This window comes from Cupriavidus sp. 94F1, assembly GCF_057798875.1.
In genome coordinates this window covers 431,375-445,178 of sequence record NZ_JBYOJT010000006.1, presented here as the reverse complement: position 1 = coordinate 445,178, position 13,804 = coordinate 431,375, and the positions used below count along the sequence as shown (strand labels likewise).

Sequence of the window (13,804 nt, the reverse complement as noted above, 5' to 3'; positions counted from 1 at the left end):
TCAGCCCGCGGCACACCGCGCGCCACGCGCCGCCGGACCACGCAGTGACACGACAACATCCCACGACCCATGCAAGGAGCCCCCCATGGCCCTCTCGATGTACGACGTATCGATCCCGGTGTTTGTCCGGGCCCTGACGAACCTGTCCGCCATCCTTGAAAAAGGCGCTGCCCACGCGCAGGCACAGGGCATGGACGCCGCCGAGCTGCTTCAGACGCGTCTGATTGCCGACATGGACGCGCTGCCGGCGCAGGTGCAGCGGGCCAGCGACTCGGCCAAGGGCTGCGCGGCACGGCTGGCCGGGATCGACATCCCGTCGTATCCGGACAACGAGACCACGTTCCCCGAACTGCAGGAGCGTATCGCCCGGACGGTGGGCTTCCTGAAGTCGATCCGCCCCGAGCAGCTTGAGGGCAGCGAAACGCGCGTGGTGGAGCTGAAGTTGCGCAACGGCCCGGTGACGTTCGATGGCAAGAGCTACACGCTCGGGTTTGCGCTGCCGAACTTCTACTTCCATGTGACCACGGCCTACGACCTCCTGCGTCACAAGGGCGTGCAGATCGGCAAGATGGATTTCCTGGGCGCGCCGCGCTAAACGGCAATGCCATCGGAAAACGGGCCTGCGAGGCCCGTTCTGCTTTGGATGCGCAGGCTACCGGGCCCGATGGTGGTAATCGAGGGTGGAGATCAGTGCTGCAGGGCCCCGGCCGGCATGCCACCGGCGCGCACGTCGATGCCTGCGGCACGGTCAAGCCGGCCGCTCAGCTCGGTCAGGGCCCAGGCCACCAGCACCACCATCGCGCCGATCCACGGCGTATGCATCAGGCCGAAGTGCTCGACGACCAGCCCGCCCGCCCATGCCGCGCCGGCGATGCCCAGGTTGAAAGCGGCGATATTGAGTCCCGACGCCACGTCCACGGCCTGCGGCGTGTGGTGCTCCGCCTGCTTGACCACATAGACCTGCAGTCCCGGCACGTTGCCGAAGGCCACCGCGCCCCAGGCCAGTACCGTGGCGAGCACCAGCCACCGATGCGGGGCGGTGAAGGTCAGCACGAACAGCACGGCCGCCAATAGTAGAAATACGATGCGCAGCGCCGCGATCGGGCCATGGCGGTCGGCCAGGCGGCCACCCCAGATATTGCCGATGGCGACCGAGACGCCATACACCAGCATCACCAGGCCCACGGCGCTGGCGCTGAAGCCCGACACATCCTGCAGGATCGACGCCAGGAACGTGAAGGGGATAAACGATCCGCCATAGCCGATGGCTGTCTTGGCATAGACCAGCAACAGGCGCGGCTCGGCCAGAACGCGTGCCTGTTGCAGCAGCGAGGCCGGCGCGGCGTGGCGGATCGTCGATGGCACGAACAACAGGCTGCCCACAAACGCGATCACACCGAGCGCGGAGACCGCCAGGAACGTCTCGCGCCATCCGAAGTGCTGCCCGATGAACGTACCCAGCGGCACGCCGGTGACCAGTGCGACCGTCAGGCCCGTAAACATGATGGCGATGGCGCTGGCTGCCTTTTCGCGCGGCACCAGGCTGGTGGCGATGGTCGATCCGATCGAAAAGAACACGCCGTGCGCCAGGCCCGTCAGCACGCGCGCGGCCACCAGCGATTCATAGCTCGGCGCCTGCCAGGCCAGCAGGTTGCCGGCGGTGAACAGCGCCATCAGCGACAGCAGCAGCGCCTTGCGCGGCAGGCGGCCGGTCAGCGCGGTCAGCACCGGGGCGCCCACGGCCACGCCCAGCGCATAGAGGCTGACCAGCAGTCCCGCCGATGGCACGCTGATGTGCAGGTCGGCGGCGATGGTCGGGATCAGGCCGACAATCACGAATTCGGTGGTTCCGATGGCAAAGGCACTGATTGTCAGCGCCAGCAAGGCAACGGGCATGGCAAGCTCCGGTATTCAAGGGTGGAGCGCAGTGTGCCAGCGCCTTTGTTGCCGAAAAAGCCGTCGATCTGCAGAAGATATTTGATTTGAAATCAAGAAAGGTGGCAGGTGCCTGCAAGGCAGGCGCTGGTTCGGCGGATTTCGATGGACTTAGCAGAAACCCTAGGTTCTTGATACAATCGCCGGTTGCTCGCGCCTCGGCTTTTGCCTAATTTTTGAGCAGGAACTCCCCACGCACCCCAACCGTCGCATACGCATGACATACGCCGTCAAGGAAATCTTCTATACGCTGCAGGGCGAGGGCGCCAACGCCGGCCGCGCCGCGGTGTTTTGCCGCTTCTCGGGGTGCAACCTGTGGACCGGCCGCGAGGAAGATCGCGCCCGCGCCGTGTGCCAGTTCTGCGATACCGATTTCGTGGGCACCGACGGCACGCGTGGCGGCAAGTACAAGACGGCCGAGGAACTGGCCGCGGTAGTGGCATCGGAATGGCCGCAGGGCGCCGGCGGCACGCCGCTGGTGGTCTGCACGGGCGGCGAGCCGCTGCTGCAGCTTGACGCGCCGCTGATCGACGCACTGCACGCGCAGGGCTTCGAGATTGCCATCGAGACCAATGGCACGATCGAAGTGCCCGATGGCATCGACTGGGTTTGCGTGAGCCCCAAGATGGGTTCGGAACTGGTCGTGAAGAAGGGCGACGAACTGAAGGTGGTGATGCCGCAGGCGGGTCAGGACTTCGCGGCATACGAGCAACTGGATTTCCGCTATTTCCTGGTGCAGGCCATGGATGGCCCGCTGGCCCGGCAGAATACGGCCGCCGCGGTCGACTTCTGCCAGCGTCATCCACGCTGGCGCCTGTCGCTGCAGACCCACAAGCTGCTGGGCATTCGCTGACACATGAGCAAACAAGTTTCCATCACCCGCCGGCTCGAATTCGATGCCGGCCACCGCATCCCGAGCCACGGCGGCCAGTGCCGCAATATCCACGGCCATCGCTATCGGCTGGACCTGACGCTGTCCGGCGAGGTGCTGCGCCAGGAAGGCGCGTCCGACGACGGGATGATCCTGGATTTCGGCGATATCAAGACGCTGGCCAACGAGCACCTGGTGTCGAAGTGGGACCATGCGTTCCTGATCTATCGCGGCGACACCGCGCTGCTGAACTTCCTGCAGTCGATGGACAACCACAAGACCGTGGTGATCGACAGCATCCCGACCGTCGAGAACCTGGCGCAGGAAGCGTTCGATATCCTGGCGCCCGTGTTCAAGGACTGCTTCGGCCATCATCTGCAGCTGACGAAGCTGGTGCTGTTCGAAACGCCGAACTGCTGGGCCGAAGTCAGCGCGCCGTTCGCGCTGCCGGCGCAGGACTGAGCTGCCCATGTCCGGCGCGCCCCAGTTCCAGGACGAAGCCACGCGGGACCGTTTCTATATGACGGCTGCGCTGGAAGAGGCGCGCCTGGCCGAGGCGGCCGGCGAGGTGCCGGTGGGCGCCGTGGTGGTGTGGAACGACCAGATCATCGCGCGCGGCCATAACCTGCCGATCCGTTCGGTCGATCCGTCCGCCCATGCCGAAATGCAGGCGCTGCGCGCGGCGGCCAAGGTGCTGGGCAACTACCGCATGCCCGAGTGCGAGCTGTACGTGACGCTGGAGCCCTGCGCGATGTGCAGTGGCGCCATTCTCCATGCGCGGCTCAAGCACGTGGTGTTTGGCGCCACCGATCCCAAGACCGGTGCGGCGGGCAGTGTCGTCGACCTGTTCGCGCAGGCCACGCTGAACCACCAGACCACGCTGGCACGCGGCGTGATGGCCGATGAGTGTGGCCAGATGCTGCGCGATTTCTTTGGCGCACGGCGCCGGGCCCAGAAGGCGGCCCAGAAGGCAGCGCAGCAGGCAGCGCAGCAGGCAGCGCGGGCCGCCGGGGAGCAGCCGCTTGCCGAAGGGCAGGTCGCACCACCTTCGCCACCCTCGCCAGCGGCAGCCGATTAGGCGAGAATTCCTGCTTCCGAGCGTCGTACCCTCAACATCCGAAGCATGCGCCAACCCATCGAAGTCCGACTGATCGCCTCATCCGGCTACCCGCACGACGTGGCCATTGCCGCGCGCGGCTGCGCCTGGCTCAAGCAACACGGGTACCACGTCAACAATCCCGATATCCTCGCGCGCCGCTACCTGCGCTTTGGCGGCACGGACGCCGAACGGCTTGCCGACCTGCACGCCATCGGCACCGGCGGGCGCGGTGAACTGACGCTGGCGGTCCGTGGCGGCTACGGCCTGGCGCGGCTGCTGGACAAGATCGATTTTGCGCGCATTGCCGAGCAGGCCCGCGTCAGCGGCACGCCGATCGTCGGCCATAGCGATTTCACGGCTTTCCAGCTGGCCTACCTGGCTGCCACCGGCGGCGTCACGTTTGCCGGGCCGATGCTGCTGGCCGATTTTGGCGAGGAACACGTCGATCCGTTCATGTGGCGGCACTTCGAGGCCATCCTGCGCGACCCGGCCTGCAAGATCGAGGTGGCCGCGCCGCAGGTGGTGACGGCAGCGACGGCGGAGGGCACGCTGTGGGGCGGCAACCTGGCGATGCTGTGCAGCCTGCTGGGCACGCCCTACATGCCGAAGATGCCTGGCGGCATCCTGTTCCTGGAGGACATCAACGAGCCGCCGTACCGGGTGGAGCGCATGCTGCTGCAACTGCTGCAGGCTGGCGTACTGGCGGGGCAGCAGGCCATCGTGCTGGGGGATTTCTCGAACTACCGCACCACCGATTACGACAACGGCTACAACATGGATGCCGTATTCGACTATCTGCGCGAACAGCTCGATATCCCGGTGCTGACCGGCCTGCCGTTCGGCCACTGCCCGCGCAAGCTGACGCTGCCGGTGGGCGCCCAGGCGCGGCTGGAAGCCCGTGGCGATGGCTTCAGCCTGGCCCTGGCCGGGTACCCGACGTTGTAACAAACATCGGGCAGGCCACGGCAGGTCGATGCCGGAGCCGTGGCCATGGCTGACGAATGCCCCCCGCAAGTGGTAAAATCACGGGTTATTTCCTCATTTTCGCTGCGCCGGGCACGCCAATCGGGTGCGTGCCGCCACAATCCGGCTGCCAGCAGGTGGTGCCCACAGGGCACACCCATATTCCAGACAAGGTTCAGACGTGCTTTCTACCGCAAACATCACCATGCAGTTCGGCCCCAAGCCGTTGTTCGAGAACATCTCGGTCAAGTTCGGCGAGGGCAACCGCTACGGCCTGATTGGCGCGAACGGTTGCGGCAAGTCCACCTTCATGAAGATCCTCGGCGGCGACCTTGAGCCGTCGGCGGGCACCGTCATGCTGGAACCGGGCATCCGCCTGGGCAAGCTGCGCCAGGACCAGTTCGCGTATGAAGACAACCGCGTGCTCGACGTGGTGATGATGGGCCACGTGGAAATGTGGGCCGCCGCCAGCGAGCGCGACGCCATCTACGCCAACCCCGAGGCTACCGACGAAGACTACATGCGCGCCGCCGAACTGGAAGCCAAGTACGCCGAGTACGACGGCTATACGGCCGAGGCGCGCGCCGGCGAACTGCTGCTGGGCGTGGGCATCCCGACCGACCAGCACCAGGGCCCGATGAGCGACATCGCCCCGGGCTGGAAGCTGCGCGTGCTGCTGGCCCAGGCGCTGTTCTCGAACCCCGATGTCCTGCTGCTGGACGAACCGACCAACAACCTAGACATCAACACGATCCGCTGGCTGGAAGACGTGCTCAACGAGCGCAACTCCACCATGATCATCATTTCGCACGATCGCCACTTCCTGAACTCGGTGTGCACGCACATGGCCGACATGGACTACGGCACGCTGAAGGTCTACCCGGGCAACTACGACGACTACATGCAGGCGTCGATGCAGGCGCGCGAGCGCCAGGTGGCCGCCAATGCGCGCGCCAAGGAACGCATCACCGAACTGCAGGATTTCGTGCGCCGCTTCTCGGCCAACAAGTCGAAGGCCCGCCAGGCCACGTCGCGCGCGAAGCAGATCGAGAAGATCAAGGTCGAGGACATCAAGCCGTCGTCGCGCCAGAATCCGTTCGTGCGCTTCGAGTTCGAGAAGAAGCTGCACAACCTGGCCGTGGAAGTCGAGGACATCACCAAGACGTACGACCGCAAGATCATCAACAACCTGTCGATGGCCGTCCAGGCCGGCGAGCGCGTGGCCATCATCGGCGAAAACGGCGCGGGCAAGACCACGCTGCTGCGCAGCCTGCTGAACAACGTCGTGCAAACCGGCGTGCAGCGCGGCGTGGAAGTGGATCGTGGCACGGTCAAGTGGGCCGAGAACGCCAACGTGGGCTACATGCCGCAGGACACGTACGAGGAATTCCCGAACGACGTGACCGTGATGGACTGGATGAGCCAGTGGACGCAGGCAGGCGACGACGACCAGTCGCTGCGCGGCACGCTGGGCCGCCTGCTGTTTTCGGCCGACGACATCAAGAAGAACGTCAAGGTGCTGTCTGGTGGCGAAAAGGGCCGCATGATCTGGGGCAAGCTGATGCTGGGCCGCCACAACGTGCTGGCCATGGACGAGCCGACCAACCACATGGACATGGAGTCGATCGAATCGCTGCAGATCGCACTGGACAAGTTCGCGGGCACGCTGATCTTCGTGTCGCACGACCGCGAACTGATCAATGGCCTGGCCACGCGCGTGATCGAGGTGCGCCCCGACGGCACGATCACCGACTACCTGGGTACGTACGACGAGTACCTGCAGTCGCAAGGCATCGAGGCGTAATTCCGGCGGCATCGCCGCATCGTCATTTCGCCAGAAAAGCCGGCCCGCCATCAGGCGCGCCGGCTTTTTTCATCGCGACGTCTTGCCGGCTCGCTGACAGACACTGTATATTTATACAGTTGTCGCCGCCTTCCGGAGACGCTGCGTCCCGCAGTCAGGCCGGTGCGGCGCCCGCGTTTTCCATCCCTCCACCTCGAAAGGCAATCATGTTCGTGGATCGCACCGAAATCATCAACGCCGCCAAGGCACTGCGCGCCAGTCAGGAAGAATCCCGGTACAGCAAGCTCGTCGCGCTCGCGAACAAGCAGCTCAAGGCCATGCACACGGCGATCCAGAAGGGCAAGGAAGAATTCGAGACCACACTGGTGCTCGACATCAATGAAGAGAATCCGCAGGCGGCGCTGGAACCGCGCGCGCAGCGGCTGGCCGACGACCTCAGGGCGCAGGGCTACACCGCGACCGTGACCACGTTTGCCGAGGTCAGCACCGACCGCCAGAACTGGACACCGAATATCACGGTCGCCATCGGTCTGGGCGACATCGCTTCCGAAGCCGACAGCGCGATGGCGAAAAGCCCCGTGGCCGAAGCGCCGGCAGTCGCACTGGCCGGCGAAGCGGCGTGTGAAATGGCCTGACGAACAGGCACACGCCGAAGGCACGCGTCGAGCTTGGCGGCGGCGCGAGTGTGGTGGTGAAGCACGTCGGTGAAGCACGTCGGGCGACCGCTTCACTTCGGCCTCACCGTCCCTTCACCGTTCGCCACGACACTGGCTGCTCCATCTTTTCCGGAGCCAGCCATGCATCGCCGCCGCCCGATCGACATTCCCGCTTTTCTCGGCCGACTCCGCCAGTTGCTGGGCGTGCCGGAGCAATCGACCACCGCGCAGCGCGATGGCGGATAATACACACCGTCCATCCTGCCGCGCCCACCCATGAAACAACCGTCAATCCTGGTGGTGGAAGACGAATCCGCCATTGCCGATACCATCCTGTACGCGCTGCGGACGGAAGGCATGCTGGCGGAGCATTGCACGCTGGGCGGCGACGCGCTGGCCCGGTTGCGCGCGGATCGGCCCGATCTGGTCGTGCTCGACATCGGCCTGCCGGACATCAACGGCTTCGAGGTCTGCCGCACGCTGCGTACGTTTTCCGATGTGCCGGTGATCTTCCTGACCGCGCGCCATGAGGAAATCGACCGCATCGTGGGGCTGGAGATTGGCGCGGATGACTATGTGGTCAAGCCGTTCTCGCCCCGCGAGCTGGCGGCGAGGGTGCGCGTGATTCTACGTCGCGCCCGGCCTCAGGCCGAACCGGCAGCCTCGGCAGCCCCGATGGTGACCATCCCGGTGCCCGACAGAGCCGGGCGGTCCAGCGGCTTCCGGCACGACGCGGAAGGCGCGCGGGTGGCCTACCAAGGCCAGTGGCTCGATCTCACGCGATACGAATACCGGCTGCTTGCGCTGCTGGTGCAGCATCCTGGGCGCATCTATGCGCGTTCCCAGTTGATGGACCTGGTCTGGCACGACGCGCTCGACACGGTCGATCGCACCGTCGATACCCATATCAAGACGCTGCGCGCCAAATTGCGCGACGTGGACCCGGCAGGCGACCCGATCCGCACCCATCGCGGCATGGGCTATTCGCTCGAAGCGCCGGACGTGCGCCAGGCGCCCGGCGTCTAGATCCCGCTCCCCGTCCATGCACATCGGTCTGCGGATATTCTTCGGCTTTTTCCTGGTGGTCGGCCTGGCGACGTTCCTGACGCTGCGGGTGTTCGTCCAGGAGGTCAAGCCCGGGGTGCGCCAGGCGATGGAGGACACGCTGGTCGATACCGCCCATGTGCTGGCCGTGCTGGCGGCCGACGACCTGAAAGCCGGCCAGATGGCCGATGGGGCGTTCGCCCAACGTCTGGCGCAACTGCGCCAGCAGCCGGTGGATGCCAGCGTCTGGGGCATGCACAAGGACGCGGTGGGCTACCGCATCTACATCACCGACGACCTCGGCATCGTGCGCTTCGATACGGCGGGCCAGGCGGTGGGCGCCGACTATTCGCGCTGGAACGACGTCTACCTGACCCTGCAGGGCAAGTACGGCGCGCGCAGTACCCGCTCGGACCCTGCCGATGAAAGCAGTTCGGTGATGTATGTGGCGGCGCCCATCCGCGATGGCACGCGCATTATCGGCGTGCTGACCGTGGCCAAGCCAAACCAGGCCGTGGCGCCGTTTATCGCGCGCAGCCAGGGTGTGATCCTGACCTATGGCCTGCTGCTGATTGGCGGCGCGGCCGCGATTGGCGTGCTGTGTACGCTCTGGCTGGTGTTCGGCCTGCGCAAGCTGCAGCGCTATGCCCGCGCGGTGGCCGCCGGCGAGCGTGCCGAGATGCCGCTGCGCGGTGCCAGTGAGCTTGCCGAACTGGGCCGCGCCGTGGAGACCATGCGCCTGCGGCTGGAAGACAAGCAGTATGTGGAGCACTACATCCACACGCTGACCCACGAAATGAAGAGCCCGCTGGCGGCCATCGGCGGCGCGGCCGAGCTGTTGCAGGAGGACATGCCGGCCGCCGACCGTCAGCGTTTTAGTCAGCAATATCCTAGGCCAGGCGCAGCGGCTGGACCTGTTGATCCGCAAGCTGCTGACGCTGGCCGAAGTGGAGCAGCGCCAGCACCTGGAAAAGCCCGAGCCGGTGATGCTGGGGCTGGAAATCGGGCAGATCGTGCAGTCGCTGGAGCCCAGGGCACGGCAACGGGCCGTGCAGTTGCGATGGCAGCCGCCCGACGCCGTGCCGGCGATCACGGGCGATGTGTTCCTGCTGCGCCAGGCCATCGTCAATCTGCTGGAAAACGCGCTCGATTTCGCGCCTGCGGGTTCCGCCATCGATATATCGCTGGCGCCCGGGTCCGGGCCCGGGCAAATCGTCGTGCTCCGGATCGACGATCGCGGGCCGGGCATTCCCGACTATGCCATGCCACGGCTGTTCGAACGCTTCTATTCTCTGCCGCGTCCCGATGGCCGCGAGCGCGGTACCGGTCTGGGCCTGTGCCTGGTGCGGGAGGTGGCCCTGCTGCACCGGGGAACGGTTGCCGTGATCAACCGCGAGGGCGGCGGGGCGCGCGCCGAACTGGCGCTGCCGGTGGCGGTCTGAGTTGCCGGCCGGCACGCGGTGCTCGCGGCCGGCCGCGCCAGATCCCCCCGATACCGGGCGACTTCACACGCTTGGGGCCCACTTCACGCCGGCTACCCACCGGCCCCATCTTGCGCCCACATGCGCTGGCTAGTCTTGCGGCATCTCCACTCGCAAGGCTCCCATGAACAAGGCCCTGTTTTACCGAATCGCGATCATTACTGGCGTCATCCTGCTGTTGTGGTTCGCGCTGCAGATGGTGCTTGGCATCGTGCGCGAACGCAGCCAGTACCGCGACGCCGCCGAGCAAAGCATCTGGCAGAGCTATGCCGGCCCCCAGACCCTGACGGGCCCCATCATCGTCGTGCCCTACAAGGAGGTGGTGGCCGTGGCGGTGGCCGGCAACGCGCCGCAGCAGAATCGTGAGGAAAGCCGGCGGCTGCTGGTGTTTCCCAAGACGCTGCAGGTGCGTGCCGACGTGACGCCGGGCGAGCGATATCGCGGCATTCACAAGACGATCGTCCATGAGACGGCCACGCAATGGCAGGGCACGATCGCGTTGCCGGACCTGACGTCGGACGAAGACCTGGCGAAATCCGTCGGCCATGTCCGCTTCGAGATGGGCCAGCCCTATGTGGTGCTTGGCGTTGGCGACATGCGCGGCCTGGTGTCGCAGCCTGTCCTGCAACTCGACGGCAAGCCCGTTCCGCTGCAGCAGGGCGCGCGGCTCGAAAGCCTGCCGCAGGGCCTGCACGCGCGGATCGACGTGGACGGCGCCGCGGGTAAGCCGCTCGATGCCCGCACCGTGCCGTTCAGCCTGACGCTGGCCGTGCTTGGCGCGCGGTCGATGGCGCTGGTGCCCGTGGCCGACCATAACCAGTTCACGATGCGCTCCGCGTGGCCGCATCCCAGCTTCGACGGCGATTTCCTCCCACGCCAGCGTACGGTGAGAGACGACGGCTTCACCGCCGAATGGTCCGTCACGGCATTCAATACCCATGTGCGCGACCAGCTGGCCGGCAATCCCGGGGCGGGCAGCCGGATGTCGCTGGAGGCGGCCTCGGTCACGCTGATGGAGCCCGTGAACATCTACGTCAAGGCCGAGCGGGCCGTGAAATACGGGCTGCTGTTCGTGCTGCTGACCTTTGCCGGCCTGTATCTGTTCGAACTGGTCAAGACGCTCCGCATCCACCCGATCCAGTACCTGCTGGCCGGGCTGGCCCTGGCGATGTTCTTCCTGCTGCTGGTCAGCCTGTCGGAGCACGCGCCGTTCCTGATGGCCTATCTGGCGGCAAGCGCAGCCTGCATCGGCCTGCTGGGCTTTTATCTCACCTTCGTACTGCGCAGCTGGCAACGCGGCGCGGGCTTCGCGGGGCTGCTGACCGCGCTGTACGGGGCGCTGTATGGGCTGCTGGTGTCGGAGGACAACGCGCTGGTACTGGGCTCGCTGCTGCTGTTCGTGATACTGGCCGGCATCATGGCGATCACGCGCAAGGTGGATTGGTACTCGGTGGGCAGCCCGGCGCAGGCATCGAGCCAGGAGGGCGGCGCGTAGCCGGGGCACTGCCGCGCCGAGCGAGGCCGGATCGATCGGGGCCATATCGATCGGTCCAGCGATATTGCCGGGTCAGCGAGATCGCCTTGGCGCCGCCGGTGCCACGCCCATTTCCGCCAGCAGATCGTCGAGCTGGTCGATGATCGCGTGCGCGGTGATCTCGCCCTTGGACTTTTGCAGCGCCGCGCCCAGCGTGTCGCGCAGCGCCGCCAGTTCCACCACGGTGGATGCCTTTTCCACCTTCACCTGCAGCACGTAGCCGCGCAGTCCCAGGTGGTTGCCGATCACGTCGGTATAGAAGTGGTAAAGGCGCTGGTAGCCACTGGCGCCGGCCGGGGTGCCGGCGGCGACGGGCGCCATCGCGGGCGCGATCGTGGTGTCGGCCAGCACGTCGCGCTCATCCACGCGGTCGTCGATCCCCTTGCCGGCCGCCGAATTAAAGCCAGAATAGGCGGCGAACAGATTGGTGTCGGCGGGTTTGCGGGCGCTGGCCTGCCTGCCGGACCGCGAGGCAGACGTCCCCGACGCCCCCGACGCCCCGGACGAAGCCGATGCCTGGCCGGCGGGGTCGGACATCGGCGCGATCAGCCCCAGCGCCAGCAGGGTGTCGAATGCCTCCTCGGCCACCCCCATGCCGGCAACTTGCGCCATCAGCGTCGATTTGCTGCGTTCTCCGTTCACGATCAGCAGCAGCGCCCGCAGTTTCTGGTCCAGCTTGCGGGCGCGGGTGCGGATTTCCTCCTGACCAGCCTCCGTCTTCTGATAGATCGGGTCGACCATGTCTCGCTCCTTTTGTTCTGGATCGGCCGCCCGCGGCGAGAGCCCTCGGATCGATTGCCTGCACGGCCGATTATCGCCATCTTGTTGTCCGGACCAGCCCGCGTCGATAAAAATCCGAATCCGCAAACCGGCCTACAATGTGGTGCTCCATAAAAGTAACAAAAATTTTGCAATTGCCGATCCACCTGATGAGGGCTGTGGCCATGCAACAACGAGACAAACTGTTTATCAACGGCAAGTGGGTGGCACCCCACGGCACTGGCAGCATTGAAGTGATCCATTCCGCCACCGAGGCGGTGATGGGCAAGATCCCCGAGGGACACGCGCGTGACGCCGAGGACGCCATCGCGGCCGCCCGGGCCGCATTCGATGGCTGGGCCGCCACGCCGCCGGCCGAGCGTGCGCGCTATATCCGCAAGATTGCCGAAGGCCTGAAAGACCGCACCGAGGAACTGGCGCAGCTGATCGCGGGCGAAGTGGGCATGCCGATCAAGCTGGCGCGCGCCATCCAGGTGGGCGGCCCGGTCTACAACTGGGGCCAGGCCGCCACGCTGCTGGAAGGCTTTACCTTCGAGGAGCAGGTAGGCAATTCGCTGGTGGTGCGCGAGCCCGTGGGCGTGGTCGCGGCCATTACCCCGTGGAACTACCCATTGAACCAGATCACCCTGAAGGTGGCGCCGGCGCTGGCGGCGGGCTGTACCGTGGTGCTCAAGCCGTCGGAAGTGGCACCGCTCAATGCCTTCGTGCTGGCCGAGGTGATCGAGGCGGCCGGGCTGCCGCCGGGCGTGTTCAACCTGGTGACCGGCTACGGGCCGGTGGTGGGCGAGGTGCTGGCCAGCCATCCGGAGGTGGACATGGTGTCGTTTACCGGCTCCACCCGGGCCGGCAAGCGGGTGTCCGAACTGGCTGCGCACACGGTCAAGCGCGTGGCACTGGAACTGGGCGGCAAGTCGGCATCGGTGATCCTGGACGACGCGGACCTGCCGGCGGCCGTCAAGGGCACCATCAGCGCGTGCTTCCTGAATTCGGGCCAGACCTGCTCGGCGCATACGCGCATGCTGGTGCCGCGCAGCCGCTATGACGAGGTCAAGGCCATCGCCGCCAAGGTGGTGGAAGGCTTTACCGTGGGCGACCCGCTGGCCGATACCACGCGGCTGGGACCGCTGATTTCCGCGGTGCAGAAGGAACGCGTGACCGGCTATATCCGTCGCGGGCTGGAAGAGGGCGCCGAACTGGTGGCGGGCGGCCCCGAAGCCCCGGCCGGCTTCGAGCGCGGCTTTTTCGTCAAGCCCACCGTGCTGGGCAATGTCGATCCGAAGGCGACCGTCGCCCAGGAAGAGATTTTCGGGCCGGTGCTGTCGGTGATCTGCTATGACACCGAGGAAGATGCGATCCGCATCGCCAACGACAGCGTCTATGGGCTGGGCGGCGGTGTCTGGTCCGGCGACGAGGCGCGGGCGATCAAGGTGGCACGCCGCATCCGTACCGGCCAGGTGGATATCAACGGCGGCCCGTTCAATATGAACGCGCCGTTCGGGGGCTTCAAGCAGTCGGGCAATGGCCGCGAAGGCGGCAAGTTCGGGCTGGAGGAATTCCTCGAATACAAATCGCTGCAACTGAAGAAGCCCGCCTGACGGGGCCTTCCAGCGACGCCACTGCAATGCCCGGCCAGTCCG

The 13,804-nt window shown here is 66.0% G+C and carries 12 protein-coding genes and 1 pseudogene; 11 read left to right on the top strand and 2 right to left on the bottom strand.

What is annotated here, in order from left to right; translation table 11 throughout:
• The first annotated feature begins 85 nt into the window (after positions 1 to 85).
• Entirely contained in the window at positions 86 to 595 is a 510-nt protein-coding gene (locus AC3FJ6_RS18035; protein WP_153947767.1) for a DUF1993 domain-containing protein, read from the top strand.
• A gap of 92 nt (positions 596 to 687) precedes the next feature.
• On the opposite strand, the gene AC3FJ6_RS18030 is transcribed toward AC3FJ6_RS18035, so the two are convergent.
• On the bottom strand, positions 688 to 1,896 hold the full coding sequence (locus tag AC3FJ6_RS18030; protein ID WP_488773101.1) for an MFS transporter: 1,209 nt from the start codon (positions 1,894 to 1,896) through the stop codon (positions 688 to 690).
• A gap of 256 nt (positions 1,897 to 2,152) precedes the next feature.
• On the opposite strand from AC3FJ6_RS18030, the gene queE reads away from it, so the two are divergent.
• From queE to creD, 9 genes and pseudogenes are all read left to right on the top strand, one after another.
• Entirely contained in the window at positions 2,153 to 2,788 is a 636-nt protein-coding gene (gene queE / locus AC3FJ6_RS18025; RefSeq protein ID WP_488773100.1) for a 7-carboxy-7-deazaguanine synthase, read from the top strand.
• A gap of 3 nt (positions 2,789 to 2,791) precedes the next feature.
• Positions 2,792 to 3,268, top strand: a complete 477-nt coding sequence (locus AC3FJ6_RS18020) for a 6-pyruvoyl trahydropterin synthase family protein (RefSeq protein ID WP_092599951.1) — start codon at positions 2,792 to 2,794, stop codon at positions 3,266 to 3,268.
• Between the two features lie 7 nt (positions 3,269 to 3,275).
• Positions 3,276 to 3,884, top strand: coding sequence for a tRNA adenosine(34) deaminase TadA (gene tadA / locus AC3FJ6_RS18015; protein ID WP_488773099.1), 609 nt, complete (start codon positions 3,276 to 3,278; stop codon positions 3,882 to 3,884).
• A 45-nt stretch (positions 3,885 to 3,929) separates the two neighbouring features.
• A complete protein-coding gene (ldcA, locus tag AC3FJ6_RS18010) occupies positions 3,930 to 4,850 on the top strand; it encodes a muramoyltetrapeptide carboxypeptidase (protein ID WP_488773098.1) in 921 nt (306 codons plus the stop codon).
• 199 nt (positions 4,851 to 5,049) lie between these two features.
• Positions 5,050 to 6,672, top strand: a complete 1,623-nt coding sequence (locus AC3FJ6_RS18005; protein WP_249641082.1) for an ABC-F family ATPase — start codon at positions 5,050 to 5,052, stop codon at positions 6,670 to 6,672.
• A gap of 206 nt (positions 6,673 to 6,878) precedes the next feature.
• Complete coding sequence (locus AC3FJ6_RS18000; protein ID WP_488773097.1) at positions 6,879 to 7,307, top strand: hypothetical protein; 429 nt, start codon at positions 6,879 to 6,881, stop codon at positions 7,305 to 7,307.
• A 297-nt stretch (positions 7,308 to 7,604) separates the two neighbouring features.
• Positions 7,605 to 8,354: a two-component system response regulator CreB gene (creB, locus tag AC3FJ6_RS17995; protein ID WP_488773096.1), complete on the top strand. Its 750-nt coding sequence runs from the start codon at positions 7,605 to 7,607 to the stop codon at positions 8,352 to 8,354.
• Between the two features lie 16 nt (positions 8,355 to 8,370).
• A pseudogene (gene creC / locus AC3FJ6_RS17990) lies at positions 8,371 to 9,814 on the top strand (two-component system sensor histidine kinase CreC).
• Positions 9,815 to 9,977: 163 nt separating this feature from the next.
• Positions 9,978 to 11,348, top strand: a complete 1,371-nt coding sequence (gene creD / locus AC3FJ6_RS17985; protein ID WP_488773095.1) for a cell envelope integrity protein CreD — start codon at positions 9,978 to 9,980, stop codon at positions 11,346 to 11,348.
• A gap of 72 nt (positions 11,349 to 11,420) precedes the next feature.
• On the opposite strand, the gene AC3FJ6_RS17980 is transcribed toward creD, so the two are convergent.
• Positions 11,421 to 12,128, bottom strand: coding sequence for a hypothetical protein (locus AC3FJ6_RS17980; RefSeq protein ID WP_488773094.1), 708 nt, complete (start codon positions 12,126 to 12,128; stop codon positions 11,421 to 11,423).
• Positions 12,129 to 12,331: 203 nt separating this feature from the next.
• Here AC3FJ6_RS17980 and AC3FJ6_RS17975 point away from each other — a divergent pair, with 203 nt between their 5' ends.
• Complete coding sequence (locus AC3FJ6_RS17975) at positions 12,332 to 13,762, top strand: aldehyde dehydrogenase family protein (RefSeq protein ID WP_488773093.1); 1,431 nt, start codon at positions 12,332 to 12,334, stop codon at positions 13,760 to 13,762.
• The last annotated feature ends 42 nt before the right edge of the window (positions 13,763 to 13,804 follow it).

Bases quoted from the DNA above. Each gene is read 5' to 3' on its own strand.
- AC3FJ6_RS18035 (WP_153947767.1), top strand. From the start codon at position 86: ATGGCCCTCTCGATGTACGACGTATCGATCCCGGTGTTTGTCCGGGCC.
- AC3FJ6_RS18030 (WP_488773101.1), bottom strand. From the start codon at position 1,896: ATGCCCGTTGCCTTGCTGGCGCTGACAATCAGTGCCTTTGCCATCGGA.
- queE (WP_488773100.1), top strand. From the start codon at position 2,153: ATGACATACGCCGTCAAGGAAATCTTCTATACGCTGCAGGGCGAGGGC.
- AC3FJ6_RS18020 (WP_092599951.1), top strand. From the start codon at position 2,792: ATGAGCAAACAAGTTTCCATCACCCGCCGGCTCGAATTCGATGCCGGC.
- tadA (WP_488773099.1), top strand. From the start codon at position 3,276: ATGTCCGGCGCGCCCCAGTTCCAGGACGAAGCCACGCGGGACCGTTTC.
- ldcA (WP_488773098.1), top strand. From the start codon at position 3,930: ATGCGCCAACCCATCGAAGTCCGACTGATCGCCTCATCCGGCTACCCG.
- AC3FJ6_RS18000 (WP_488773097.1), top strand. From the start codon at position 6,879: ATGTTCGTGGATCGCACCGAAATCATCAACGCCGCCAAGGCACTGCGC.
- creB (WP_488773096.1), top strand. From the start codon at position 7,605: ATGAAACAACCGTCAATCCTGGTGGTGGAAGACGAATCCGCCATTGCC.
- creD (WP_488773095.1), top strand. From the start codon at position 9,978: ATGAACAAGGCCCTGTTTTACCGAATCGCGATCATTACTGGCGTCATC.
- AC3FJ6_RS17980 (WP_488773094.1), bottom strand. From the start codon at position 12,128: ATGGTCGACCCGATCTATCAGAAGACGGAGGCTGGTCAGGAGGAAATC.
- AC3FJ6_RS17975 (WP_488773093.1), top strand. From the start codon at position 12,332: ATGCAACAACGAGACAAACTGTTTATCAACGGCAAGTGGGTGGCACCC.